The 26,276-nt window shown below is 57.5% G+C and carries 19 protein-coding genes and 1 tRNA gene; 13 read left to right on the plus strand and 7 right to left on the minus strand.

The window, feature by feature from the left end:
- Positions 1-80: 80 nt before the first annotated feature.
- Positions 81-794, plus strand: coding sequence for a pirin family protein (locus ACGHU1_RS12480; protein WP_390587355.1), 714 nt, complete (start codon positions 81-83; stop codon positions 792-794).
- Between the two features lie 76 nt (positions 795-870).
- Positions 871-1,464 (plus strand): FMN-dependent NADH-azoreductase, encoded by a 594-nt coding sequence (locus ACGHU1_RS12485; protein WP_390587357.1) that lies wholly within the window; start codon positions 871-873, stop codon positions 1,462-1,464.
- Positions 1,465-1,525: 61 nt separating this feature from the next.
- On the opposite strand, the gene ACGHU1_RS12490 is transcribed toward ACGHU1_RS12485, so the two are convergent.
- The 3 genes from ACGHU1_RS12490 to ACGHU1_RS12500 all read right to left on the minus strand — a co-directional run bounded on the left by ACGHU1_RS12490 (position 1,526) and on the right by ACGHU1_RS12500 (position 6,113).
- Positions 1,526-2,869 (minus strand): MFS transporter, encoded by a 1,344-nt coding sequence (locus ACGHU1_RS12490; protein ID WP_390587358.1) that lies wholly within the window; start codon positions 2,867-2,869, stop codon positions 1,526-1,528.
- A 127-nt stretch (positions 2,870-2,996) separates the two neighbouring features.
- Positions 2,997-5,063 carry an NAD(+) synthase gene (locus ACGHU1_RS12495; protein WP_390587360.1) on the minus strand — a complete coding sequence of 689 codons (2,067 nt, stop codon included), beginning with the start codon at positions 5,061-5,063 and terminating at the stop codon, positions 2,997-2,999.
- 48 nt (positions 5,064-5,111) lie between these two features.
- Positions 5,112-6,113, minus strand: coding sequence for a DNA topoisomerase IB (locus tag ACGHU1_RS12500; RefSeq protein ID WP_390587363.1), 1,002 nt, complete (start codon positions 6,111-6,113; stop codon positions 5,112-5,114).
- A 119-nt stretch (positions 6,114-6,232) separates the two neighbouring features.
- On the opposite strand from ACGHU1_RS12500, the gene yghU reads away from it, so the two are divergent.
- The 4 genes from yghU to ACGHU1_RS12520 all read left to right on the plus strand — a co-directional run bounded on the left by yghU (position 6,233) and on the right by ACGHU1_RS12520 (position 12,008).
- Complete coding sequence (gene yghU, locus ACGHU1_RS12505) at positions 6,233-7,090, plus strand: glutathione-dependent disulfide-bond oxidoreductase (RefSeq protein ID WP_390587366.1); 858 nt, start codon at positions 6,233-6,235, stop codon at positions 7,088-7,090.
- A gap of 79 nt (positions 7,091-7,169) precedes the next feature.
- Positions 7,170-8,552: an MFS transporter gene (locus ACGHU1_RS12510; protein WP_390587368.1), complete on the plus strand. Its 1,383-nt coding sequence runs from the start codon at positions 7,170-7,172 to the stop codon at positions 8,550-8,552.
- Positions 8,553-8,622: 70 nt separating this feature from the next.
- A tRNA-Gln gene (locus tag ACGHU1_RS12515) sits at positions 8,623-8,697 on the plus strand.
- A gap of 419 nt (positions 8,698-9,116) precedes the next feature.
- On the plus strand, positions 9,117-12,008 hold the full coding sequence (locus ACGHU1_RS12520; RefSeq protein ID WP_390587370.1) for an AAA family ATPase: 2,892 nt from the start codon (positions 9,117-9,119) through the stop codon (positions 12,006-12,008).
- A 165-nt stretch (positions 12,009-12,173) separates the two neighbouring features.
- On the opposite strand, the gene hsdR is transcribed toward ACGHU1_RS12520, so the two are convergent.
- The 4 genes from hsdR to ACGHU1_RS12540 are packed head-to-tail and all read right to left on the minus strand — an operon-like array spanning position 12,174 to position 17,790.
- A complete protein-coding gene (hsdR, locus tag ACGHU1_RS12525; protein WP_390587372.1) occupies positions 12,174-14,519 on the minus strand; it encodes an EcoAI/FtnUII family type I restriction enzme subunit R in 2,346 nt (781 codons plus the stop codon).
- Entirely contained in the window at positions 14,520-15,158 is a 639-nt protein-coding gene (locus tag ACGHU1_RS12530; protein ID WP_390587374.1) for a hypothetical protein, read from the minus strand.
- 2 nt (positions 15,159-15,160) lie between these two features.
- Complete coding sequence (locus ACGHU1_RS12535; RefSeq protein ID WP_390587376.1) at positions 15,161-16,324, minus strand: restriction endonuclease subunit S; 1,164 nt, start codon at positions 16,322-16,324, stop codon at positions 15,161-15,163.
- Positions 16,324-17,790, minus strand: coding sequence for an N-6 DNA methylase (locus ACGHU1_RS12540; protein ID WP_390587379.1), 1,467 nt, complete (start codon positions 17,788-17,790; stop codon positions 16,324-16,326). Before ACGHU1_RS12540 ends, ACGHU1_RS12535 begins: the two co-directional genes overlap by 1 nt.
- Positions 17,791-17,985: 195 nt before the next feature.
- Here ACGHU1_RS12540 and ACGHU1_RS12545 point away from each other — a divergent pair, with 195 nt between their 5' ends.
- The 7 genes from ACGHU1_RS12545 to ACGHU1_RS12575 all read left to right on the plus strand — a co-directional run bounded on the left by ACGHU1_RS12545 (position 17,986) and on the right by ACGHU1_RS12575 (position 26,174).
- Positions 17,986-18,252, plus strand: a complete 267-nt coding sequence (locus ACGHU1_RS12545; protein ID WP_390587382.1) for a hypothetical protein — start codon at positions 17,986-17,988, stop codon at positions 18,250-18,252.
- A gap of 30 nt (positions 18,253-18,282) precedes the next feature.
- Entirely contained in the window at positions 18,283-19,167 is an 885-nt protein-coding gene (locus ACGHU1_RS12550) for a hypothetical protein (RefSeq protein WP_390587385.1), read from the plus strand.
- A gap of 430 nt (positions 19,168-19,597) precedes the next feature.
- Positions 19,598-23,032: a MobA/MobL family protein gene (locus ACGHU1_RS12555; protein ID WP_390587388.1), complete on the plus strand. Its 3,435-nt coding sequence runs from the start codon at positions 19,598-19,600 to the stop codon at positions 23,030-23,032.
- A 125-nt stretch (positions 23,033-23,157) separates the two neighbouring features.
- Positions 23,158-24,093, plus strand: a complete 936-nt coding sequence (locus ACGHU1_RS12560; protein ID WP_390587391.1) for an exonuclease domain-containing protein — start codon at positions 23,158-23,160, stop codon at positions 24,091-24,093.
- A gap of 71 nt (positions 24,094-24,164) precedes the next feature.
- Complete coding sequence (locus tag ACGHU1_RS12565; protein ID WP_390587392.1) at positions 24,165-24,710, plus strand: hypothetical protein; 546 nt, start codon at positions 24,165-24,167, stop codon at positions 24,708-24,710.
- Between the two features lie 81 nt (positions 24,711-24,791).
- Entirely contained in the window at positions 24,792-25,373 is a 582-nt protein-coding gene (locus tag ACGHU1_RS12570; protein ID WP_390587394.1) for a hypothetical protein, read from the plus strand.
- A 42-nt stretch (positions 25,374-25,415) separates the two neighbouring features.
- Positions 25,416-26,174, plus strand: coding sequence for a hypothetical protein (locus ACGHU1_RS12575; RefSeq protein WP_390587395.1), 759 nt, complete (start codon positions 25,416-25,418; stop codon positions 26,172-26,174).
- Positions 26,175-26,276: the final 102 nt, after the last annotated feature.

Here is a 26,276-nt window from a genome sequence, read left to right on the forward strand (position 1 = left end):
ATGCAGACACAAGACCAAGCCTATATCCGAGACTACACCGACAAGGCCGCATTATCGGCTTATCGAAACGGAGACCGGATATGATCGAACTTCGCCCCTTCAACACGCTCGGCTCGGCCAATCACGGCTGGCTCGATGCGCATCACCATTTCTCTTTCGCAAGCTATCGCGATCCCGAGCGCGTCAATTGGGGGTCGCTGCGGGTCTGGAACGATGACACAATCGCACCGGGCACCGGTTTTCCGACGCACCCGCACAGCGACATGGAGATCATCACCTATGTCCGCAAAGGCGCCATCACCCACCGCGACAGCATGGGCAATGAGGGCCGGACAGAGGCTGGCGATGTTCAGGTGATGAGCGCGGGCAACGGCGTGAAGCATTCGGAATACAACCGCGAGGATGAGGAAACCGAAATATTCCAGATCTGGATCATCCCCGATGAGCGCGGCGGTGCGCCGACCTGGGGCGCAAAGTCCTTTCCCAAGGGCGACCGCGCCGGACAGCTCGTCACCCTCGCCGCGAGCACTGCGAATGATGAAGACCGCGCAGCGGGCGCACTGCCGATCCGCGCAGATGCCCGCGTTCTGGGCGCAACGATCTCCGCCGGCGAAAGCGTGACCTACACGCCGGGCAGCGCGGACCGGCACCTGTATCTGGTTCCTGCGACCGGCAAGGTGCGGATCGACGACGTCGAAGCCTCTGCGCGGGACGGAGTTGCCATCACGCAGCTGGGCGAAGTGACGATCACCGCGCTGGAAGACAGCGAAATCGTGCTGGTCGACGCTGCCTGACACACCACCGAAACGAGCCGGGCGCGGCACATGCCCGGCCCGTTCCTCGTATGATTCAACTTAAGGAACCACACCCATGACAAACATCCTGCATATCACCGCCTCCATTCGCGGAGATGAAAGTGTTTCTACCGGCCTCGGAACTGCGCTTGTTGAAAAGCTTGCGGCACAGTCAGATGCACAGGTGGCGAAGCGCGATCTGGACGCTGAAACCTTGCCATTTGTCACGGCAGAACGCTTTGCCGCTAATTCGGCGGCTGCTGCGGACCGTACGCCAGAGCAGGCAGATCTGGCCGCTATTGCCGACACTTTGATCGCCGAATTGCAAGCCGCCGAAACGCTCGTAATCAGCACGCCGGTTTACAATTTCGGACCGCCTGCCTCACTTAAAGCGTGGGCCGATCTGGTTGCCCGCGTTGGCACGACCTTCAAATACACCGACACCGGACCCGTGGGTCTTTTGGAGGGTAAGAAAGCCTACATCACCGCAGCATCGGGCGGCACACCTGTCGGCAGCGACATGGATTTCATGTCCAGCTGGCTTCGTTTCTTTCTGGGCTTTCTTGGGATCGCGGATGTCGAAGTGATCGCCGCCGACGGGATTATGGGAGCAGACGGCGAAGCGAAGATCAAAGCCGCGCATCAGGAAGTTGCCAAGATCGCAGCCTGATCACAGCATTTGAAATTGCTATGCCGGGCTGTGTATCAGCAGCCCGGCATAGACATGGGGGTCAGGCCGGTCTTTGCGCGGCCAGTATCTCCTTTTGCTCACGGATCGCGTAATAATGAGGACGGCGCGGATATTTCACCGTCAGCATCAGGATTAGCGAGATCAGCGCTCCGGCGCCCACGACGATGAAAATGGTCGACAGTCCTCCGAACGCTTCGGTCTGGCTCAACATGAATGCCCCGAATGATATCCCGAAATTGCTGACCGCCATATAGATCGTGAACTGGGTTGCGGCGACTTTTGGATCGCACAGCCGCATCGAAATGGGCAGGCAGGCGACAGTCAGCAACAGGTCCAATGGAATCCAGAAATATACAAACCCAATGAAAAAGGCCGTATCACCCCATAACGGCACGCTGAGATACATGACCGCGCACATCGAAATGCTGGTAACCAGCCACATGATGGCGATGCGTTTCGCACCGAACCGGTCGCCCAGCCAGCCGCCCAGTGTCATGCACAGCACCCCGGCAAACAGTCCGGCGCTTGCCGTCAGCGACGCGATTTCCGATGTGCTCCACCCGGCATAATTTGCCCCGATAAGCGGCGTTGTCCCGGTCAACCCACCGTACAGAATACCGCGTCCGAAAAGCACTGGCAGCCACAGCAAGCTGGCCAGTTTCGACATGGAAAGAGCGGTCGATTTGAGCAGCGGCCACCACGCCTCCGGCTGGATGTCGATATTGCGCTGGTTCGACTGACCGGAAGACCAAGGCAGCTTTCGCTCCCCCTCGCGCTCGCGAAAACTGCCGACATAGGCGCACAGGACAAAGATCAGCAGCGCGACGATCAGGAATGCGGCCGGCGCTCCGAAATCTTCGATCACGAACCCGCAGATGGCGGTTGCGGTCGCGATACCGATCGACTGACCTCCGAACATCATGCCGCTGCCCCGCGCCCTTTCATCCTCGGTCATGATGTCCACGGCCAACCCGTCGACCGCCACATCCTGAAATGTCGTCGCGAGGTTCACCGTGAAACCAATGGCGCCCAGCACGGCAACATCGCTTGGCAATGGATCAATGAAAGCTGCAACCACAAGGCACGCAATCATGACAAGCTGCGCGCCAAGTATCCATGCGCGCCTGCGCCCCATGGGAAGGAAGGTATAGCGGTCCATGATGAAGCCGTTGACCAGCTTTAGCGACCAAGGCAGCGCGGTTAGCGCAGCGACCGAACCGACCTCGGCCGCGCTCGCCCCGTTTACGGCCATCCATGCGGGGACGGCGAACCAGAACAACCCGATAGGCATTCCCTGTCCAACATACAGAATGAACAGCGTAAAAAGCCTGAGCGGCCTGCTGTGTTCAAGCAGCAAACCCGCACCACCGGATTGGTCGGTCATCAATTTCCCCCAAATGTCTGCGCGACATGCGCAAACTGACGACCCTGGGGAATAAGCTACAGCGATTGATCCCGCTGGCAAGCAGTGATGAGAGGTGCCGCCCTGATTGGCGCGTTTTTACAAATCGCTAATCGAGGTCGGGCAGACTGCTGCGCAGGTCGTCCAGCCAAACATCCGCCACCGCATCGGACGGCGCACGCCAATCGCCGCGCGGCGACAGCGCTCCGCCCGAACTGACCTTTGGCCCATTGGGCAGCGCGCTGCGCTTGAATTGGCTGAACCCGAAGAACCGGTGGAGGAATTTCTCGAGCCATCCAGCGATCTGCGCCAGATCATATTCGTTCTTGCGCTCCTGCGGGAAATTGACGGGCCAATGACCTGCGCTGGCATCACGCCACGCATGGAACGCGAGAAAAGCGATCTTGGCAGGCCGCTGGCCATACCGGATCGTGTGATGCAGGAAGAAATCGTTGAGCTCGTACGGCCCGATCTTCTCCTCGGTGCTTTGCAACTCGCCATCTTCGCCTGCGGGAACAAGCTCGGGCGAAATTTCGGTGTCCAGGACCGCGGCGAGCACCTCGGCGCAGGCGGGCACAAACTGCTCTGTCTCAATAGTCCAGCGGATGAGATACTGGATAAGCGTTTTCGGCACACCTGAATTGACGCCGTAATGGCTCATATGGTCGCCCACACCGTATGTGCACCAGCCCAGCGCGAGTTCGGAAAGATCGCCGGTGCCGATCACAAACCCGCTGTGCTGCCCGGCAAGCCGGAACAGATAGTCGGTGCGCAGACCGGCCTGCACGTTTTCGAACGTGACATCGTAATGCGCCTCACCATCAGCATAGGGATGCCCGATATCCTCCAGCATTCGCTTGGCCGCAGGCTTGATATCGATCTCCTCGGCGGTGATCTCCATCGCCTCCATCAGTCGCCACGCATTCGATTTGGTTGTGTCCGACGTGCCAAAGCCGGGCATGGTGTATCCGCGAATGGTGGAGCGCGGCAGCCCGAGCCGATCGCACGCCTTGGCCGCCACGATCAGCGCGTGCGTGCTGTCCAGCCCGCCCGATATTCCGATCACCAGACTTTCAGGCTTTGTCGCCTGAATGCGGCGCATCAGCGCATCAACCTGAATGTTGAACGCCTCATAGCAATCCTCATCCAGCGTTTTCGCGTTGTTCGGCACAAAGGGGAAGCGGCGGACGGGGCGGATCAGCCCGATATCGCGCGTCTCGCCAGAATGATCGAACATGATGCGGCGATAGCTGTCCTCGGGGCGGCCATGCGCTTCGGCTGCGTCGGAGAAGGTCTGGTTGCGCATCCGTTCGCCCGCGATCCTGTCGGTATCGATATCGACGACGCACAGCTCCGGCTCCAGATCGAAACGGACGCTTTCGGCCATCAGCTCGCCCAGCTCATACACCACGCCCTGCCCGTCCCATGCGAGATCGGTGGTGCTTTCGCCGTGTCCGCTCGCCGAATAGACATAGGCGCAGATGGACCGCGCGCTGCTGGACCGGCAATGCAGGTGCCGGTCATCCGCGCGTCCGATGGTGATCGGCGATGCGGATAGGTTGCAAAGGATGTGCGCCCCGGCGAGCGCGGCCATGGTGCCCGGCGGATTGGGCGACCAGAAATCCTCGCAAATCTCCACGCCGAATGTGAAGCCCGGCAGATTTGAAGCACCAAAGACAAGGTCGGTGCCAAACGGCACTTCCTCTCCGGCCACGGCGATCCATAAATCCTGGCAATTGCGGCCATGCGCGAAATAGCGTTTTTCGTAGAATTCGCGGTAATTCGGCAGGTAGCTTTTCGGGATCACGCCCAGCAATTCGCCATGCGCGATTACCAGAGCGCAATTGTAAATCTTGGAATTGCGCCGTAGCGGGGCGCCGACCACCAGCACCGTGCCGATATCCGCGCTCGCCTCGACCACTTCGCCCACCGCCTGTTCAGCGCGGTCGAGCAAGGCGTTTTGCAAGTGCAAATCGTCGATGGCGTAGGATGAAAGGCACAGCTCGGGATAGACCAGCAGATCGACGTTCTGTTCATGCGCCCGCTTTGCCTCTGCGATGACGCCTTCGGTGTTGAAAGGCACATCGCCGGTCCGCACGCGCGGGGTAGAGGTCGCCACGCGGACAAAGCCGTGGGCGTGCATATCGTAGAACGGATGGGTGCCGGCTGATGCCATGCGCAGGTCTCCTTTAAGGCTGGCTTTAGCCGCGCAATTCCGCCCTGCCTAGGCGGCAAGCAGATCGGCGGCTTGCGGGCTTTCCTCGATCAGCGTGATCAGCCCGCGCTCGCTCCGGCTGAGCCAGCGTGTCGCGCGCGGCAATCGCAGCGACGCGCGCCATTCGGACTGCGTCTCAACCTTCGCGATCACAGCGGGATGGATATAGCTTTTGCGGGCAGTGGCCGGGGTGTTGCCAAGGTGATCCGACACCAGATCAAGCAGGTCGGAAATGCGCACATCGTCCTTCGCCATCGCCAGCCGCTCGAATGCGAGCACGCTGCCGTGCCACGTGCGAAAATTCTTGGCGGTGATATCCTCGCCCATGGTTTCGCGCAGATAGCTGTTCACATCATCGGCGGTGATCGCGCGCGTCTGCCCGTCCTCATCCTCGAACTGAAAGATGTGGTCCCCGCCAAGGTCAGCCATTTTCTCGACCGCCTTGGCCAGCGGCGCGGATTCCACCGCCATCTGCCGGTCGCGGCCACCCTTACCCGTAAAATGCAAGGCGACGCTGTCCTCCGCCACCTCGACATGCTCGCTGCGCAACGTCGTCGCGCCGTAGCTTTCATTGCGGCGAGTATACTGCTCACTGCCGATCCTGATGGAGGTCAGGTCAAGCAAGTGCACCGCACTTGCCAATGTGCGAGTCATGGTGGGCGCGGATTGGGCGAGATCGTCTGCCACGCGTTTGCGGACAAGCGGCAGCAGCCTGCCAAACGCCTCGCAGCGGTCGAATTTTGATCCTTCGCGCATCAGGCGGAATTCAGGGTGATACCGGTATTGCTTGCGCCCCGCATCGTCATATCCTGTCGCCAGAATATGGCCGTTTTCCGCCGGGCAAAACCACGCATCGCGGTAAGCTGGCGGCAGGGCGATCGCGTTCAGACGCCGGCGCACCGCGCGATCACGGATGAGATCACCCTCGGGCATGTAATAGGCAAAGCCCTTCCCTGCCCCTCTGCGGGTGATGCCGGGCAGGCTGTCATCGACATAGATTAGCTTTTCCATGTCAAAGCAAATGCGCCGCGGACCCCGGCGGTTCCGCCTTGCGCTTTTACCGGCGAACCGCCACCTCTCGCGGCAAGGGTCAGAAAAGACATGAACTCTTTTTGCAGGAGACACGAATAATGGCCGATCCCACCTACACACCGCCCGCCGTATGGAGCGCCGACACCGTTTCGGGAGGGCGTTTTGCCAGCATCAACCGGCCAACATCTGGCGCGCGTGAGGAAAAGGCGCTCCCATCGGGCGACCACCCGTTCCAGCTGCACTCTCTCGCCACGCCAAACGGTGTGAAGGTCACGATCATGCTGGAGGAGCTGCTCGAACTGGGGCACTCCGGCGCGGAATATGACGCTTACACGGTGAACATCGGCGATGGGGAGCAATTCACCAGCGGGTTCGTCGATATCAATCCCAATTCGAAAATTCCGGCGCTGATCGATCAAAGCGGCGACACACCGTTCCGCGTGTTCGAATCCGGCGCGATCCTGCTGCACCTCGCTGAAAAATTCAGCGAGTTTCTACCCACCGATCCCGCCGCACGCGCCGAGGTGATGAGCTGGGTGTTCTGGCAAGTCGGAACCGGCCCCTTCATCGGCGGCGGCTTTGGCCATTTTTATGCCTATGCGCCAGAGAAATACGAATACCCAATCAACCGCTACGCCATGGAAACAAAGCGGATTTTCGATGTCGCAGACAAACGGCTCGCCAAAACGCGCTTTCTGGGGGGCGACGAGTACACAATTGCTGATATCGCCAACTTCCCATGGCTCGCGCCGTTCGTATGGGGCAAGATTTACAACGAGGCGAAGACGTTTCTCTCCATCGACGAATATGAAAACGTCGCCCGCTGGGTGCATGAAATCAATGCGCGGCCAGCGGTAAAACGCGGCAAGATCGTGAACAAGGTGTGGGGCGATGACAACGCGCAGCTGCGTGAGCGTCACTCTGCCGCCGATTTTGACGGCAAAACGCTGGACTGACAAACTGCGGTTTTAAATGGCAGGCCGCTTGACTAGGGCGCGTGCCTGCCGTCCTGTCGCCTTATGAAGGCAATGCGTCGTGGATGATCAGGGGAAAGAACGGGTCGGGACCGGCGAAAAGCTGGGCTACGGCATTGGCGATCTGGCCGCCGGGCTGATCCTTAATTTCTTCGGCGTTTTCATCCTCTATTATTTCGTCGATTTGAAAGGCCTTGCCCCGGCGGCCATCGGATTGATGATGCTGCTCACCAAACTGGTCGACGCGTTCACCGATCCGATGATGGGCGCAATCGCTGACCGCACGCGAACCCGCTGGGGCCGGTATCGCCCTTATATCCTGTTCGGCTCCGTCCCGCTCGGCATTGCGATCATTCTCGTGTTTACTCCGCCAGCCGGGCTGAGCGACGGGTGGCTGCTGGCATGGGCATATGTGACCTACACGCTCACGCAGCTGGCCTTCACCGCTGTCAATGTGCCCTATGGCGGATTGCTCGGCGTAATTTCACCGCGTTCCAAGGTCCGCACCAGCGTTACAGCATTTCGGATGTTCTTCTCCGCATCGGGCGGCATTCTGGTGGGCGCGCTGGGCACTACGCTGGTGCGCGAACTGGGCGGCGGGGATGAAGAGCTGGGCATTTTGCTAACGATATCGTGCATCGCAGCGGTGGCGGTTTTCAGCCTGCTGATCACGTTCTGGGCGACGAAAGAGCGCGTTCCGCCCGCCTCTGTCAACGGCTCGCTCAGCGGCGATCTGTCGGTTCTGCTGCGCTCCGGCCCGTGGATCGCAGTGGCAATTGCTGCGATTCTCGGCGTGACGGCGATTGCCGCGCGGGCGGGCAGCGCGCTGTTCTTTTTCAAATATGTGGCAGGCGATGACGGCACGCCCGTCTTTGCATTTCTCGATCGGACCGCCCTGTTCCTTACCTCGCTCGCGGTGGGTCAGATTGCCGGAGTGATCATCGGCAATCTGCTGCAAAAGCGGGTCGAGAAATCGCATCTCATGATCGCGGCGGGCGGGCTGAAAGCGTCGATGATAACGCTATTTTATTTCCTCCCGCTTGACGCGGTGTGGCCGCAAACGGCGGTGCAATTCCTTGTCGGGATCGGGTTCGGGATGCTGATGATCCTCTCTTTTTCCATGTTCACCGATATTGCCGAATTCATCGACTGGAAATCACGCAGGCAGATGACCGCACTCGTCATCGCAGCATCTGTATTTGCCGTGAAAGCCGGCATCGCGTTCGGATCGGCCATCCCAGGTTTCATGCTGGAGGCCACCGGGTTTGTGCAGGATGCCGCGCAAAGTGAAACCTCGCTCATGGGCATTCAGCTGGCCTTCGCTGTGATCCCTGCGGCAATGATATTTCCGGCGATGATCGCGCTGCTGTTTTACAGCATAAATCGCACCGTCATTGCCAAAGTTGAAAGCGACCTTTCCGCCCGCCGCGCTGCCGCTATTTGAACTTTGCACCGATTGTAGGCGAGACAACACTTCACATCCGCGAACAAGCCGCTATATCCGCGCCATCTGCTGGGGTGTAGCCAAGTGGTAAGGCACTGGTTTTTGGTACCGGCATGCGCAGGTTCGAATCCTGCCACCCCAGCCAGTTTCCTGAATTAAGCCAAACATCTGAAAACCTTACGGTTTCCCTGCGAGTCAAAACCGCGTGGCATCCTGCTGTGGCACCCTGTCGCAGCCTTGATCCTGGCACCATGAATCGAATGGTTTCGGGATGCAAGAACGCGTCCTAAATCTCTGGCGGCTTTTTGCACAGGCTCGTCGTGGGCGTGCAGCGCACTAATGTTCAGATCTGGCTAGGGCCAGCTTAGCGCTCGAACTTGAGCACAGGCTACGCCCCCTTTTCAGTCCGGAGTTGGAGGTAGTCCGCTCACGTTTCGCGGTTCCCGCATTGTTTGGCAGTGCGCAAAGTGGGGTTATGATTCGAAGACCATCAATATACCTCTTTGAAAATGGCACCGGAAAGTTGAAGGATCATTTGAAGATCAAAGGACAGGGAAGCACCGAATGAATGTGGATACCGGACACGATGCCGCAAAGGCCATCTTGGAGGAAGCGAAATCCCGACTTGTCGAGATCACTACTGAAGAAGACGCCAAGGTTCAGGTAATCAATCGTATTCTCACTGAGGCTCTCGGGTGGGATCACAAGGATATTTCCGCCGAACGCAAGCACGAGAATGGTTTCTCCGACTACGTGATTCACATCGAAGGCAATCCCGCCTTCTTGATTGAGGCAAAACGCGTGGGCGTTCTAGATCTAAAGACTAGGTCTACGACGCGTGGGCAATTTAAGATTTCAGGGCCTGTAGTTCGCCCGGCAATCGAAGGCGTTAATCAGGCTGCGTCCTATAGTCTGCCTGAAGGAATACCGCTCTGTCTGGTTACCGATGGGGTCACATGGATTATCTTTTTACCCTGGACTGGCTCAGGAAAATACACCGACAAAGAGGCGATTGTTTTTCCGACGATGAATTCGGTTCTTGCCGCATTTACTGAATTCTATGAACTCTTGTCAAAGGAACATATCCGGCGAAAAACATACAGAATTATTTTCGACTCAGTTCATCAGAGCCGTTTGACATTGGATCGCACGCTAGTTCCCGCAATTGATCAGACAGAAAATCAAATCGTGCAGAAGTCAGCTTTGGCATTTGATCTTGAGACTGTTTTTACAAAATTTTTCTCAAACCTTACTGGTCAGCAAGATCCAGAGATGCTTGCTGAGTGTTTCGTTGAAACCCGCGAGAGCAGGATTGCTGACTTCTCTCTTGAAAAGCTCACAAAGAATGTCCTCGGTAACGTCGCCGCCGGCCATAAGAACATTGACGAAGACCTCAAAGATCTGGTGACCGACGCTGTCGCCAGCGCTGGCGGCCAGACAGTCTTTATTGTGGGGCCATCAGGAGCGGGGAAATCAACTTTTCTGGATCGGTTCTTTTCGCGAACACTCGACCCGGATATCAGGTCTCAATGTCTGGTCATCAAGATTGATGTTCAAGATGCTACCGGCGATGGAAGCACATTGCTGTCCTGGCTTACGGAGAAAGCGATCACATCAATCGAAGCTCAGCTATATGATGGTGGTTCGCCATCTTGGGATGAACTCTTTGGCCTATACCACCTTGAATATAAGAGAAGATCCAAAGGTGCAGACGCTCGACTTTATCAAAGGGACAAAGAGGCGTTTAAAGATAAGTTCTCGGACTACATGGATCAGCAGGTTGAACATGATAGAGAAGGGTATCTCCGTCGTCTTTTGAAAGACATTGTTGTCAATCGCAGGAGGCTCCCAGTTTTCATTATTGATAACAGTGACGAATTTACAATGGATATAAAGTCACAAGTTTTTCAATATATTCAGGCACTCCAGCGACACGTAAGTAATTGCTTAATCTTTTTCCCGTCCACGGATAGATCTGCTTGGGCATTTGCGAAAACTGATATTTTCAATATTTACTCTTCGCGCTCATTCTTTCTTCCTACACCTCCTCCCCGCGAGGTCTTTCGAAAACGTGTCGACTTCCTGAGAAACAAGACTGATCAGTCGGGAGGTGAGGCTGAAGCTGCAAGCTACATTGCTCAGCACGGGATTACAGTTAAGATTCAAAACATCGCAGCATTCGCCTCAGTGGTTGAAGCAGTTTTCGTCGAACAAGACTACCCGTCGAAGCAGGTTGGTGAGCTATCCAATTATAATATGAGGAAGTCGCTCGATCTTGCGAAGAGAGTAATTACCTCGTCCGTTCTCAACTTAGAAGATCTAGTTCGATCCTACGTAACCTCGACGATGGCGGCACCATCCATTCAGCATTTCTCGAATGCGCTCGTAAAAGGGGATTACTCCTTTTTCAAACCAGAGGATGAGCCTGCAATCTTCCCTGTCTTTCAAGTGGACAAGAACATCAAGCAGTCGCCGCTCACTAACTTGAGACTCTTGCAGCATTTATCCGACGCTAGCCAATCCTCTCAGTCCTCAGATGACCGATATATCCGGGCTGAGGCGATCCTCTCATTCTTTGACGCGATGTCTATCACTGAACTTGCAACACAGCGCAGCCTAGAGATGCTGCTAGAGGCTGGGCTTATTGAACCGTATGACCTGTCTCGGCGCGGATACTCTGACGATAGGCGGTTCGCGATTACCTTCAGGGGGTTGGCACATCTGCGAATGGCGAAGTTCAACTCAGTATTCTTCGAGCAGATGGCACTTACAACACCGTTGGCTGATTCCGAAGTTAGTGAACAAGTGCGGAATGCGTTTCGCGAAAAGGGTTCCATTGGAAAGCGTTTGGAGAAGGTTCGAGAACTATTCGCTCAATATCTAAATGACGAAGACTCTAGGCATTGTTTTGTCCCAGAGAGACCCGAATTCTCTCAACAGGCAGAACTAGCCACAGAAATTCATAAACGCTGGGTTTCGGCAACACCGACAGAAGAGATGTGGGCAGCTGTTGATATCGTTGGCGAACGGCTTATGGGAAAAGTCGAGAAGTTCGACAAGATAAAGGGCTTTGGGTTTGTCGAGCTTCCGAGCCTTAGAGATAGTGCCTTTCTTCATATTCGAAGTCTGGAGACCAGCGGTATCGATCCTGTTCCGGACCCACTTCCGGGAGACGCAATCGAATGCGAAGTAACACGGAATAATAAGGGGCTCGCGGTAACCAGGGTAGTTTCGTTCAAGCCCGCAAGCGAAACGAGAGTTTCTGGGAGAATCGTGAAGTTGATACATAACAAGCGCTTTGGCTTTGCTCATATTGATGCGCTGAAGAAGGATGCTTTTTTCCATTTTGATTGGTTCAATGACGATCTTCAGCTCCGACTGCATGTTGGAATGGAGTTGGACGCTGCGGTCGTTAGTGACGATGAGGGACAACTCCAACTTCGACGCGTTTACTAGCTCGTTGCCAACACGATACTTGGCAAAAAACCACCATTTCTCTGCTCTCCAGAGAATGAGCCCCAATGATCAATGAAGTTGGGGCTAAGGTTTCGCCCCCCACGATCCGCTCGCGAACGCTAATACCGAAACCGGACAGTTTCACTCCAGCCCAACGCTTGATGATCAAATCGAAAAATCTGACTGTGGGTCGGAAAATAAATGACGCTGAATGTCGAGAAAGGCTGAACGAATTTCGCCCGTCGAGCCCAACTTCCTCTTCGCATCGTTCATGCTGCCGTAGCGGCTGCGGATGAAGTGGCTGAGGCGCTGGGTGTCGAGTTCGCGGATGCCGTCCTTGGCGTAAGAGCTAAGAACGTAATCGAGGAATTCGCGCATCTCCTCCTCGTAGCCATCCATGCCCGTTGCCTTCGCCGTTTCGACGCGTTCGGCCCGGGCTAGGGGTGCCAAGGTGAAACGGATATAGCCGAGCACATCGAAGATGTCCGAGTTCGGGGCATCGATCAGGCGGCGCATGTCAGACAGACGTTCACGGTCATAACCCATCTCGGTCAGGCGCTGGAGGAACGCGTTGCGGTTTTCTGGATCGCTCCATATCTCGCGAAGTTCGTCTTCGCTTGTAACCAGCGTGCCCAGATCGCCGAATAGGTAGTCCATGAATTCTTGCGCTGTGATCGGGCGACCGTTGAACATGTAGGTCGTTGCGCCGACGTAGCGGATCTTGCGCTCCTTGCCGTCAGCCAGCTTCACGATAACCTTCTCAGCCGGCTCCTTTGGGTCTTCGGGATCCTCTGGATCGTCCGGCCCATCGGGACCGCCGGGTCCGGGACGCGGCGGACGGGGATCTGCAGGGTCTTCCGGTTCGCCATCCCACTCGGGATCGTTGAAGTGCTCGTAGGCCTTCACGAAGTCGTAAATCGTGAAGAAGTCCTTCCCGTCGAAAGTGCGGGTCCCGCGACCGATGATTTGCTTGAACTCGATCATCGAGTTGATCGGCCGCAGCAAGACGATGTTGCGCACGTTGCGCGCGTCCACCCCAGTCGACAGCTTCTGCGACGTCGTAAGAATGGTCGGCAGCGTTTTCTCGTTGTCCTGGAACTCGCGCAGGTGTTGCTCGCCCAGCTTTCCGTCGTCTGCCGTCACCCTCTCGCAGTAATGCGGGTCCGGATTGTCCTTGATCTGGTTGATGAAGTTGCGAACGCGGGCGGCGTGATCCTGAGTGGCGCAGAAGACCAACGTCTTCTGGCGCTGGTCGATCTGGTCCATGAATTCCTGCACGCGGCTCATCTCGCGCTCGTCGATGATGAGCTTGGTGTTGAAATCGGCTTCCTTGTATTCCTTGTCCGGGTCGATCTCTCCCGCGATCACCTTGTCCTCGTCGCTGAAGGTGTAGGTGTCCATGGTGCTCGCCATCTGGCGGACCTTGAACGGCGTCAGGAATCCGTCGCCGATGCCCTCTTTCAGCGCATAGGTATAGACCGGCTCGCCGAAATACTTGTAGGTATCCGCATTGGTATCCCGCTTGGGCGTGGCGGTCAGGCCGAGTTGCACCGCGGGTGCGAAATATTCGAGGATCGCACGCCAGGTGCTTTCGTCCCGCGCACCGCCGCGGTGGCATTCGTCGATCACGATGAAGTCGAAGAAGTCGGGCGCGTAGCCTTCGAAGGTGAATTCGGTCTCCCCGTCCTTCCCACCGGTCATGAAGGTCTGGAAGATTGTGAAGAAGATGTTGGCGTTGGTCGGCACACCGCCGCGCTTACGGACTTCCTCCGGATCGATGCGAACGAGCGCGTCGGGCGGGAAGGCGCTGAAGGCGTTGTAGGCCTGATCGGCAAGAATGTTGCGATCGGCGAGGAACAGGATGCGCGGGCGTCGGACCGGTTCGCGGCTGAGGTTCCAGCTGGACTGGAAAAGCTTCCACGCGATCTGGAAGGCGATGCTTGTCTTGCCGGTGCCGGTGGCGAGCGTCAGCAGGATGCGCTTATCACCCTTCGCAATCGCTTCGAGGACGGCGGTGATGGCGTTGTGCTGGTAATAGCGTGGCTGCCATTTGCCGCCGCCGGTCTCGAACGGCACTGCGCCGAAACGCTCGCGCCAATCATTGCCAAGCGGGAAGCAACGATGCCAGAGCTCGTCCGGCGTAGGGAAAGGTAGGTCGTGATCGCCTTCCTTACCGGTGTTCATGTCTATGCCATACCAGCCGAGACCGTTGGTCGAGTAGGCGAAGCGGATTTCAAGGCGGCGGGCATAGTCTTTCGCCTGACCCACACCGGCAGTGTGTCCAAGCCCAGCGCGCTTCGCCTCGACCACCGCCATGTGGCGGCCCTTGTAGGTCAGGACGTAATCGGCAGAGAGAGCATTGGCTCGCTCACCGCCAGCAAGAATCCGGCCAGGTGCGATCGTGTATTCGCGGGAGATCGAAGAGCCTTCGACTACGCCCCAGCCGGCATCCCGCAGGGCGGGATCGATACGGTTGGCGCGCGTGTCGGCTTCGGTTTCCGCTTGCGGCATCTACGCGCCTCGCTTCTTCTGACGAGCGATATCCTCAAGGGATCGGATCATATTGTCGACACCAATTTGATAGAATTCAGCAAGATGAAATGACCAGCTATCAGATACACCCCTCTCATGCTCATGGAGTATCTTGATGATTTCATTCGCCAAGGCAATCATCGCTTCATCTTCTAGCGGGAAGTCATCCTCCACAGCCTCGGGATCAAAAAAATACTTCCTATCCAAGTGCGCGATCACCTTGTCCCTTCGACCCCGAATGCTCGCAATAATGTCGGAGTGAGCGGCGAGCGCGGACTTGTGCTTAAACGCCACGGCCTCGGAAAACTGACCATTCTTCCAGACAATCCTGCCGGAATTCGCTGCGCTGAAATCGAGAAATTTCTCTAAGTTGCCCCAACTCCGTTTCTTCTCTTCAAGGATTCGAGCCAAAGCCAGCAGCACGTCGCTCTGCATTGCCCGCGCAAAAAAATAGAGTGGGGGTGAGATTTCCCACAGTCCATCGCCGCGCTCTCGATAATGCCGCACTACCTCCCTGAAGATGGCAAGCTTGGCTATCAGCCCTTCTTGCCCGTGCACCATCACGACGAAGCGCCTCAGTCTCTTCTCGTAATCTTCTTGCGGCGTAGGTTCAGACACCGTTACAACCGCCCTTTAAACGCCGTCGATAAAATCGAAATACGAAGATCGTTGATGTCTTCGAGAGCCTTTTCATATTGCCCAACGGCTCGGGTTGTAAGGCCCTTGAGCCGTTCAGCCTCCTCAACAATATCCTGACGAGTCGCCGCATCCGGAAACGGTATCGGGATTTTGTTCAAGGCCTTCTGGTTGAGCTTCGGCTGCGCCATGCCGCTTATGAAAGGCTTCAGCGATATGGATTCGAGGTAGAGCCGCACAAATTCCTGATCGGTTCGGTCCTCAAAGCGCAGCACGTGCGCATGATTGTTGACCCAAGATTTGCCCGAGATCGAGAACGCGATCGGATAGGTGCGCGCCAATAGGTTAGCCCCATCCTCCGAAACCAAGAGCAGATCCTCGTCGAAGATGTAATCTGCCACGTGATCGACTACGCCTGAGGCTCCGTAGTAGGGCACGGAACCTGCGACGCGATCCCTTTTCGTGATCGGCACCCGCTGCCGATCTAGATTTTCGCTGATGTCAGGCAATCTTACCTTCCGCCATTCCCGGCCTTGGCGTTCGAAGATGAGAGCAAGCCAATTCTCGAACAGCTTATCCGAATCCGCCAGATTGGCCTCGGCGTTGGCGCGGGCGCGGTCGAGGGCGGCGAACGCCTGATCGAGCACAGCGCTAATCCGCTTCTGCTCGTCCAGCGAGGGGAGCGGCATGGAAACTGACTTCAGATTGGTAGCCGAAAGCTCCCTGAAGGTTGTTCCGGACCCCAAATCGTCGAGCAAATTCCTGTTCGCCATAAGGAAATAATACAGGAAGAGATAATCAACGTCCTTAGAGGGGATTAGGCCGCGGCAACCTTGATTGAATGCCATTGGGACCCCGTTGATCGCTAGATGTCCAATCGGCGCCCGCGTGGATAAAATCACCGAATTGGGCGGGACCAACCGCGCAGAAGACTTCGCTAGGCCCTCGGATGTGATCGTTCGCGGCGTAGCACTGGTTTTACGACCTTCCATTTTCCCCATATCGGCGGGCGTGAGCCATTGGTGTTCCCCGCCCCAATATTCCGCAACCTTCGATTTTGGCGTTCCGCCATTCACAACCGTGACCGCGTCACCCAGCCGCACGACCGGCCAAGCAGCGTTCCCGGTCGTAACCGCGGCCGTCGCCATCACAGCATGCCCCGAATGGCTTCGAGGGTCTGGGCAGTTTCCTCGTCCCTAGCCAGCATAGCGTCGATAATATCTGAGGGTTCGCGCAACGGTTCTTCTTCCGGCCCCTTCGGGTTGCGGACCGACAGTTCCCATGTTTTCTCATCGAGATCGCCGACTTTAACCGTCCAGCTCTTGTCGCTGGCGGCCTTGGTCGCCTGCAGCTCGACAAATTCCCGAAGGTCGTCGTCGTTGAGCGGGCTGGTCTTGCCCAGCGAACGGCCGGGATCGAGCTGGTAATACCAGATCTGCTTCGTCGGCGTTCCCTTGTCGAAGAACAGCACTACCGTCTTCACACCAGCGCCCTGGAACGTGCCTCCGGGGCAATCAAGCACGGTGTGAAGATTGCAGTTCGCCAGCAATTCCTTGCGCAGCTCCACGCTGGCATTGTCGGTGTTGCTAAGGAAGGTGTTCTTGATCACCACCGCGCCACGCCCGTGAGAGAAGCGGCCCTCCGCCTTCAGCTTGCGGATGAAGTGCTGCAGAAACAGGTAGGCCGTCTCGCCGGACTTGATCGGAAAGTTCTGCTGCACCTCCCGCCGCTCGCCACCGCCAAAGGGTGGATTGGCCAGCACGATGTCGTGACGGTCTGCCTGCTGGATATCCATCACATTCTCGGTGAGCGTGTTGGCATGGCGGATCGTCGGCGCCTCGATCCCGTGCAGGATCATGTTCATCACGCCCAGCACATAGGCGAGCGACTTCTTCTCCTGCCCGTAGAAGGTGCGGCGCTGCAGCGTTTCCCATTCCTCGCCGGACAGGTCCGGGCGGCGCAGATAATCCCACGCCTCGCACAGGAAGCCCGCCGAGCCGCAGGCGCCATCATAGATGGTCTCGCCAATCTTGGGATCGACCACCTTGATCATCGCGCGGATCAAGGGGCGCGGCGTGTAATACTCGCCGCCATTGCGCCCGGCATTGCCCATCCGCTTGATGCGGGTTTCGTAAAGGTCGGACAATTCGTGCTTGGCATCGGTGCTGCCGAAATCGAGCGTATCGACGATGTCGATCACCTCGCGCAGCGAATAGCCGGAGCGGAAACGATTCGCGAGTTCTGAGAAGATCTCGCCGACCTTGTATTCCAGTGTATCCACGTCGGCATCGCTGGCGTTGAAGGTCTTCAGGTAGGGAAACAGCTCGCCGTTGACGAAGTCGATCAGGTCCTGCCCGGTCTTTGCCACATTGTGATCGAGCTCACCCTCCTCGTCCTTCGGCGCTGCCCAGGCCTGCCAGCGATAAGCCTCGTCGAGGATTGGCGTGTAGTCGCGGCCTTCCAGCTCGGCCTGGTCCTGCCGCTCCTGCTCCAGATCGTCGAGATACTTGAGGAACAGCAGCCAGCTGGTCTGTTCAGCGTAATCCAGTTCCGACGACAGGCCCTCGTCATTGCGCATGGCCCGGTCGATATTGTTGAAAGCGTTCTCGAACATTGATGCCCCTTGTGTCGCGCAACTGCCTATTCGGATTGCCCGAATCGGGCAAGCGATAGGCGCGAATTGCGTCGTTTCCTGCGATCACGGCACCTGACATACTCGGAAATGATATTTATTTCGCAACCCTATTGCAAAGCCCGTCGAGCCTGTTATTGCTTTCTTATAGCAACACAAACGCAATGGATTAGCAATATGATGACAAGGCACGCCACCCATCGCAGTCAGCAGCGCAGCATTCCACCGTTCGCTGTAGAATTGTTCGAGCGATACGGCGCGATCTGCCGCCATGAAGGGGCCGATGTGCTCTTTATGGACAAGCAGGCACGCAAGCGAATTGCTCGTGACTTCGGCGGAGCAAGGGCCCTGCGATACGTGGAACCACTGCTCAACAAATACGCCGTGGTCGAGAATGGCCGGGTCATCACCCTCGCACACCGCAGCAAGCGCCTGATGCGCTGAACGCACCCAGAATCATTGGAGATAGCCATCGTGGCCACCATTATCACCCGCACCAATCCGAAGACTGGTAAGACCGAGCGCCCCTATCGCGACAAGCAAGGCCACTTCGTCCTTGGTGACCCCGCTTTCGGAAGCGAACTGCATCACCGCAAGAACGCGGTCCTGACGACCGAATATGATGAGGCCCTCCGCCTCGTGCGCAAAGGCTTCTCGATACGCATGTCCGCAGGTGATGGCACTCCCCCGTCGTTAATCAGTGCCGGGAAGCTGACACTTACCGAGGTTGATGCGCCCTCTGCTGGCGACATTCCGGCTGAAGGTCCCCAGACGCCCTTCTCGCGTGATGACGTCATGCACGACCTGCGCAAGGCCTTGGTCGCGGAGGCAGCCATGATCGCCCACTGGGGAAGCTACGAAGCGGCCGAAGCCTTTCTGGGGTTTCCGTCATCCAACGACGCCGGCGAACCATACGACGACGCAGATCCTTCGCAGGTCGACCTCTCGCGCTTCCGTGCCACCCCATTGATCGAGGCAAGCTACGACTGGGCGTTCCAGACCGGCAAGCCAGAAGCATTCCGTCCGGAATCGTGGGACGACCTCGGCTCCCTTATGGACGGCGCGTCCGCCGGGACAATCAGCACAATGTCACCTATGGGTAACCCTGAGAGCCCCTTACGGGTCACCATCGTCACTGCGTTCGCTCGTTGGAAATTCGAGTTCGAAACGTGGCTTCCGTTGTCGGTTCGCGAACTTGCATACCTCGCCCAGATGAACGAAGTCGCGGCGCGCAACGCCTTGGCCAAATCGGGCATCAAAGGGCGGGGCGGGATCGAGAACGATGTCGCCCGTTCCTGGCTGGCCGAGCGCCAGAAATTCGTCCCCACCCGGACCGAATTGCTGCCACTAAACAGCTAAAATTGCATGCAGGTTGAATGGCAACAGCCATACCAACCATGCCTAAAGTGCAGTGAACGGCGTGTCGCAAGGCATACATACCTTGCCTAATCAGGCCGACGCGCAGCCCGCATGCCGCGTGTTCCAAGGGTCTCACCCTTGCTATAGTGCGAGAGGACCGAGCAGACCAACCGCTTCACTGCAGTTCAAGGGTTGGCAACGATTACAATCGTAATTTTTGTATGCGCAATATCGCATCTCGTGGGGATTCCCACGAGTTGCATGCGGTCGCCCGTTGGTGACTGGCATCCTTTGCAGGATGCCCGGTGCGGTGCTGCGCACCTTGGAGAGAACAGTTGCAAGTTGGAAAGCGTTGAACTGAATACGATTTTTCTTGCACGCTTCGATCCGCATGCATCAAAATTTCGGAATGGCGCGAGAGCACATCAGGTTGGCAATTGAAGCCGAACGGCAGGTCCAGGGGTTCGCTTCTGCGGCTGCTGAAATGCGCTCCATTCCGATCCTCACTAAGGAGGCAATCTCACTCGCATTCGAACGCGCGGGTCAGCAATCGGCAGCGGCACGCCGAAGTCTGAAGGGCATATATGAAAGAACGCCGCCCCACCTTCTCGGATTGCCAAGCGACGAACACATTACCGGGAAGGTAGGAGGGCGCGCTCCTCTCACGCGAACGCTGACCTCTGCAGGAAGTGAGACCGCCACCAACCAGGCCCCGGGAACGACGCTTCAATTGCTCGTGCCAGCAAGCAGAGCGATCAGGCCAATGAACGCCTTGGGGCAGACCAGCTTCCATTTTTCGTTCGAGGTTATCACCGAGAACCACGTTAAATTCGGTCTCGCGACAAAAAGTGGCCGACGGGCCCGGCCAGACGAGCACGGCAAATACCTCGAAGATGAAGAGAAGCGCGCGGTCGAGCCCGTGATCGTGCCGATCGATCCGGATAACTTCGCGCATTACCAAGAGCGCGAGCAGGCCCTCGCAATGGCCGAGCAAGAATGCGTGTTTTCGAATATCGAAGGCGACCGAGAAGATCGCATCGCACTCTTCCGGGCAGCGGGTGAAAGCGAGAAGTCCAACAGGCCGCCGACACTGAAAGTGGATATTCGGACCCAGTCCCCCTTGGTCAGCGATTTCCTGGCCCAGGCGTGGAATGATGAAGCGCTTGCCGATGCAATGACCAAGACCGGCTTCGATAAGGTCGGGAAATGGAGCCAGAAGCGGCACGAGGCTCACGCTAGCGACGAATTCATCGAAGACTTCTGCAACCTATCCTTCTCGGGAGAAGATGCTCTTGCCGCCCACGCGGTGCTGAATAGCCTCGGATGGCGGGAAGAGTGGCAGAACCCGCTCGCATATCGGAGCCACGGTATCGAATGGGACACCGGGAAATCGGGCCGGATACAGATGCGCTGCGTGGGTGAAATCCCGCACGAACTCGATCGCGCCGGTCGTAACCGGTTCATGAAATCTCTTGCTAAGCGGTTCGATGCTCTTGGCGTTCCCTATGTCCTCGTCATGCATCGGCCCACTGCCGACAATCATGAAAAGAACTGGCATTTCCACCTGATCTACTCGGACCGCCCTGCCGAAAGGTTCGATCCGGAGGCCGTGCAACAGAGGCTCGAGGCCGGAGAGGCCGAAGTCGCCCGCTACAGCAAGCGCAACACCAAATACCTCGAAGCTGCACTGAACGACCCCAAGGTGCAGGCTCAGGCGGGACGTTTCGATTTTGAAGTTGAATACATCTACACCGACGCCAAAGGCCGCGAACGCACTGTCTATCCATTCAAGCAAAACAAGAATCGAGAGTGCACCCGCACCGACTTCGTGCCCGATCTGCGAGCCTTCATCGCGGACATCTCGAACCGGGAACTCGAACGAGCGAATGTGTCCCGGCGCGTCTGCGCTTCGAAGTATACCGAAATGGATATTCCGAAGGAGCCGGATCAACACCTGAACGACGCGGCGAACCGTCAGGAGCTGTCCGGGCAAAGCACACGGGAAGGAGCTTCGAACGAGGCGAAGCAATGGGACTATATTCAGCTCATGCTCGACAGGCAGCTTGAGCAAGAGAAGAATGACCTCTCGCCCGCCTGGTCCAAGTTAAGAGGGGATTTCAAAGAGGCCGGTGCAAGCGACGCGATAATCTCGCGTGTGGAAGGCGAATGGCTCAGCCTGAAGCTCGCCGAAGTGAAGTTGCGAGATCAGGCTCGGCGCGCAGCACAGCTTGCCGACCGGCTTCTTTCACGCCCCAGCGCGATGGCGAACGAGTCTTACAATCACGTCGAAGCGGTCCTCAATGGCACGGCAAGTCGCAAGGTAAAAAGCAAGCGCGACTTTCATTTGAAACGGCTGCAAATTCTCAACGACCACACAGCAGGGCTGAAAGAATTATTCCGAGAGGAATTCGCTCTTGAACTGCGGCTTGAAGCGCAAGCGGACGAACTATCAAAGCAAGCAACCTCGCTACTGGAGACCCACGGACTAGGTTGTGACTTGCTCTTTCCAGCGGGCCTTGCCGACAAACCAGCACCCACCCAGAAACCGGCCGCAACAAATAGCGCGAAACCTGTTCAGCTGGCTGCCCCGCGGGCAGCCCCAACCACGGTTAACCCCTCGGCCGCTGTAAAGGATCTCTCAAAGCAGCTCGACATCATCGCGAAGAAGCGGGTGCCTTTCTCAATCAAACAAGAGAGCTTGGCGAACGGCGAAACCGCATTGATCGCGCTCATCGAGCCAAGGGAGCAGGCGCTCTATGGTCTGCCGAAGAGGGTTGTCGCAAGAACCCCGCACGCGGTTTCGCGTCTGGTGAACATCCACGCAGCTCGCGTGCAGAGCGCGACCCTTCGCTCGGCAAGCGTTGCCGAGGTCCACGCTCCTGAGACCCTCACAGATCGGCCCGAACTCGTCACACAGCAACCAGTTGCATCTGAAGCGCCTTCGAACGTCGCTCAAGAAACGCCAGTCGCAGGCGATGCTTCGAAAGGCTCTTCTACCGACAAAATAGATGATCACTTCCAGAGCGAAAGCGAAGCAAGCCAAGAGCAACACGGTATTGCCGCGCCCTCCGATGGCAAGAAGCATGATACCGTGCGTGAGGTTGAGACCGAGGCCACAACGAGCGCTGCCACGACACAAGAAGACGCGCCGGCAGACGACACTGGTCCTAACCACGATCGGGCTAACATCCGAGCGCGCACTGAACTGGAAGAGTTGGATGAGTGGAACGCGGCAAACATCAACTCCATCAAAGCAAGGCGCGAAAAGGGCCTGCTTCAAGAAATGGCCGCGGCCGAAAAATCGAAACCAGCCCCCTTGGCTGAGCCGGTTGACAAAACTTCTGAAGAGGGATGCGCGCCCAAATCGAACTCGGTTATTGCGACCGAGACAAGGACGGTTTTCCGAACAAACGCGAACGAGGTGCCCCTCTCTCAGGCTGACCGTAATCGGATGGCAGCAGCTCCGCTTTACCTGGTCAAAACGCGCGAAGGGGAAATTCGCGTGCCAGGTCGCGATGTTCCGTCGTCGTTGGCCAGTGCTGCAACAAGCGGACAACATGCCCAGCAGTTCGACCACTGGTATAAACGACAAGAGGAGGAACGGCGAGAAATCGCCCAGCTTTTTGCTCAATCGCCCTATTCAAACAGTCGGGAGCTGGAGACTGGCGTCAACGATGGTGGCGCGGATCTGCGGCTGGCCATCCTCTGGGCTCGCTGGACAGATTCGCATGTTCTGAAGCAGGCTATCGACCAAGGGTTGGAAATGCGCCGCAAGGAAGAGTGCGAGGTTGCCCTCAAACGAGAGCAAAAGCGCGAACATATCCAGCAGGCTGCAATGGCCCATCATTTCGGGCAAGGAATTTGAACCTCGTTGCTGCAGCGTCATGCATGCATCCACATCAGGAAAAGCCTTCTCGCCAGCTTCGCTGTTCGAGGTTGGAGGTAGAAGGGAAAAGCCCTTCGGCCGACCTCGTGACACGAGGCAATTTGATGAACAGCTCAAATCTCACGCCGACGATCGTCGGCAACAACGATGCGCCCAGCGGCCGGCAACGGATCCTTAGTGCGGTGCGCGACCGCAAAGACTGGTCGCGTCGGGCACGGGAGGGCGAGAAATTCCGTCGGATCTGCGTGCTCGATACGGAAACGACCGGTCTGAACCTTTCCAAGCATCAAATCATCGAACTGTGCGCAGCCATCGTGGACGTAAGCGACACCGGCAGGATCGTAGCGGTGCGAAGCGTGATGACCGGGCTGGTCGATCCCGGCCACGCGCTGCCGCCTGAAATCGTCGAATTGACCGGGCTTACAGATGCTGTCCTGGCAGGAGAGTCGATCTGTCCTGAGCAGCTCACCGAGCTTCTCGAATATTGCGACGGGGCTATCGCGTTCAATTCGCAGTTCGACCGACCCTTCATCGAAAAGCACATCGGTCGTCACGTCCCGGTGCCCTGGGGCTGCGCTATGGCCGATGTGCCGTGGCGCAAGCTCGGCTTCGAACCCGGCCCGCAGGGATACGTTTTGAATCAATGCGGGTATTTCATGCCGTCTGCGCACCGCGCGAAGGACGATGTTCTCGCACTCATCCAGTTGCTGGATCATGTCTGCTTCGACGGTCAAAGCGTCATGGCGAAGGTGCTGGCAGCCATGGACGCCCCCGCATGGCGGTTCGAAGCCAGCACTGCTGCCTATGGCTTCAAGGATGATCTCCGAGACCGGCGCTACCGTTTTGCGGGAGAGCGGGCCCACAAGCTCTGGCACAAGCAGGTCCGCCCTGCGGAGTTCAGAGATGAATATCGCTGGTATAAAGAGACAATCGGTAAACGGCCCGTGGTCGTGCCGCTCCCGGCCAGCGAACGATACCGAGCAAATGAGACCTGGGTGCCGAAGCCACCGAAGGTGAGCGTTCCGGATTGGTTGAAGTGAAGATGAGCTGACGCCTGAGAAGGGAAAAAGCTTCGGCCAGAAGGCCGTCATCCAACAACAAGGAATACGATATGAACACTTCCACCACCGGCGGGCACGATGCCCGCCGGGCCAACGCCTATGCCCTCCATCTGGAACTCGGTCTCCCCGCCGAGGGAACCGTCCCAGCAGCAGTCAAATTTGCCTCTGTGACCGGCATCGATATGGGCATTCTCGATGCTGCGGTATGCAAGGTTGCAGAAAGTGGCTGGGCCTGTGTGATTGCCATCTATGCGGATGAGGGGGCAGCCGCACCGCACTGGTATTTGGCGCTGATGCCGCATGCAGAGGGCATAATTGCAACCAAGGTCAATCCGGCAGCGATCGGCGATGATGAACCGTTGGTGCTGATGGCCGAGGATCGAAGGCAGCAATTCGCCGTAAGCGAATGCGGCCGCCTCGTGGAAGTGCCCGTTGAAGCTGCGGCTCGTCGAACGCGTTCGCATCGGAATGCTGCCAAGAGGATTGCCGCGACCGCCGAAACCCTCGCGCCCTTTTGCGCGGGCGGGCCCAGCCCGGGCGACCTCTTCGTCGACAGCGCTGGCAATATCAGGAACGCAGCGCCTTTCGCAGCCTGATCCTCACAAACCTACGATCATCCAGGCGGTGTCTTCCTCGGGAGGCGCCGCCTGTTTCTTTTCAGGAACAGGAAACCCCACATGAACTTCTCTCCCAGGCGCCATCCGCATGTGCTGACCGCACTGGAAATCGTGCGCGACCGACCGGCGAGCTACCGCTCAACCATCCGGTGCATCGCGATGTTCACCGTCACCAAGTGTAACGAATACGGTGCTCGTTTTGCCGTCGAACATTACGCCTTCGACCGCGAGACGAAGCGTTCGGATATCATCGGCGGAATCGCCAGGAGCATTCCGGTAAATGCTACTTTGATTGCGAAGGCACAACCTTCCCAGATGCGCGAATGGCGCAGGGCAATGCAGGCAGGGATGCCATTCTCGCCCTCGGACCTGCAACTCATCCGGCGACAACGGAGTGACCTTGCCATCATGCCGCTGGAGTGCCGCGAAGCTGCGCTCGACGAAACCGCAGCGTTCTACGTGATCCAGCGTGCGGGTCCGGGCTCATCGACCATGGCACAAGCTCGGCGCGCTGCCGACGAGGCACAGGTGCTCTGGTTGACCTTCCTTGCGACCTGCTGCCGCGAGAACGACCGGACCTCGCTGGGCTCGGCCTACCAGGCCTGGCGGGCGATCCAAAATGCTCGCCCGCTTCCCTTCTGACGAAACGTGATGGTGCCGACATACAAGGAAAGGAAAAGGCAAATGGCGAAGCAAAGCTACATCGCGCTCGACTGCGAATTTCACTGGGACCAGGAGCTTCACAAGGCTCATCTCGCGATGGATCACAAATCGAAGCGCAGAGCGGTCGCGGTCAAGAAAGTCATGGCAGCAGCTGCGTTCCAGTTTTCGATCGACGACGAAGGCAAAATCTCCACCGGCGAGGTGGCAAGCTGGAACGAGTTCGATTGGGGCGATGAAGAAGCGGTAGTCACCCAGATCTTCGACTACCTGCGTGCACACGAAGACAAACCGATCGTCACATTCGGAGGGCTGGCAACGGATATCCCCGTGTTGTTACTAGCGGGTCTGGCGCATGGCTTGCGTCTACCTCCCCAGATGGTCGATCAGCCAGGCAGGCGTGGGCCACGACCACACCTCGATTTGGGGTTGATGCTGAAGGGTGGCGGCAGAACCTGGAGCCACCTGTCACAGGTGCTGCTCCGAATGGGCGTGCCGTTTAACCTGGTCGCGGCAAAGCCCAGCGTGCGGCGACCAGTGAGCGCCAGCGCATGGCAGAACCTGCGGGATCACGTCGAGCTCGACTGCCTACTGCTGTCTATTGTCAAGCTCGGCTGGCTGGTTGCGCAAGGCACCGAGGGCCTGCGGCTAGAGCCTGCCATTATTGGGCTGATTGAAGGGTTCCTGCGTCGGCGCCCAGACCATTCGTTAAATAACGAGTTGCGGACCTATTCCAATCGGTTGCAACAGGAGCTTGCCGACGGATTCGACCTCGCAGCCTGAATCACGCCTCATAATGCGCCGGACCGACGGAAACCAAGCAGTGTCGGTCCGGCACTTCATGCATCATCCCGCGTTTAAGACTCCAGCCCTTGTGCTATTCGG

Source organism: Erythrobacter sp. MTPC3, from assembly GCF_042854385.1.
GTDB lineage: Bacteria > Pseudomonadota > Alphaproteobacteria > Sphingomonadales > Sphingomonadaceae > Erythrobacter.

What these genes read in the sequence shown, in the direction of transcription:
- ACGHU1_RS12480 (WP_390587355.1), top strand. Translation starts at nt 81, where the DNA reads ATGATCGAACTTCGCCCCTTCAACACGCTCGGCTCGGCCAATCACGGC.
- ACGHU1_RS12485 (WP_390587357.1), top strand. Translation starts at nt 871, where the DNA reads ATGACAAACATCCTGCATATCACCGCCTCCATTCGCGGAGATGAAAGT.
- ACGHU1_RS12490 (WP_390587358.1), bottom strand. Translation starts at nt 2,869, where the DNA reads ATGACCGACCAATCCGGTGGTGCGGGTTTGCTGCTTGAACACAGCAGG.
- ACGHU1_RS12495 (WP_390587360.1), bottom strand. Translation starts at nt 5,063, where the DNA reads ATGGCATCAGCCGGCACCCATCCGTTCTACGATATGCACGCCCACGGC.
- ACGHU1_RS12500 (WP_390587363.1), bottom strand. Translation starts at nt 6,113, where the DNA reads ATGGAAAAGCTAATCTATGTCGATGACAGCCTGCCCGGCATCACCCGC.
- yghU (WP_390587366.1), top strand. Translation starts at nt 6,233, where the DNA reads ATGGCCGATCCCACCTACACACCGCCCGCCGTATGGAGCGCCGACACC.
- ACGHU1_RS12520 (WP_390587370.1), top strand. Translation starts at nt 9,117, where the DNA reads ATGAATGTGGATACCGGACACGATGCCGCAAAGGCCATCTTGGAGGAA.
- hsdR (WP_390587372.1), bottom strand. Translation starts at nt 14,519, where the DNA reads ATGCCGCAAGCGGAAACCGAAGCCGACACGCGCGCCAACCGTATCGAT.
- ACGHU1_RS12535 (WP_390587376.1), bottom strand. Translation starts at nt 16,324, where the DNA reads ATGGCGACGGCCGCGGTTACGACCGGGAACGCTGCTTGGCCGGTCGTG.
- ACGHU1_RS12540 (WP_390587379.1), bottom strand. Translation starts at nt 17,790, where the DNA reads ATGTTCGAGAACGCTTTCAACAATATCGACCGGGCCATGCGCAATGAC.
- ACGHU1_RS12545 (WP_390587382.1), top strand. Translation starts at nt 17,986, where the DNA reads ATGATGACAAGGCACGCCACCCATCGCAGTCAGCAGCGCAGCATTCCA.
- ACGHU1_RS12560 (WP_390587391.1), top strand. Translation starts at nt 23,158, where the DNA reads ATGAACAGCTCAAATCTCACGCCGACGATCGTCGGCAACAACGATGCG.
- ACGHU1_RS12565 (WP_390587392.1), top strand. Translation starts at nt 24,165, where the DNA reads ATGAACACTTCCACCACCGGCGGGCACGATGCCCGCCGGGCCAACGCC.
- ACGHU1_RS12570 (WP_390587394.1), top strand. Translation starts at nt 24,792, where the DNA reads ATGAACTTCTCTCCCAGGCGCCATCCGCATGTGCTGACCGCACTGGAA.
- ACGHU1_RS12575 (WP_390587395.1), top strand. Translation starts at nt 25,416, where the DNA reads ATGGCGAAGCAAAGCTACATCGCGCTCGACTGCGAATTTCACTGGGAC.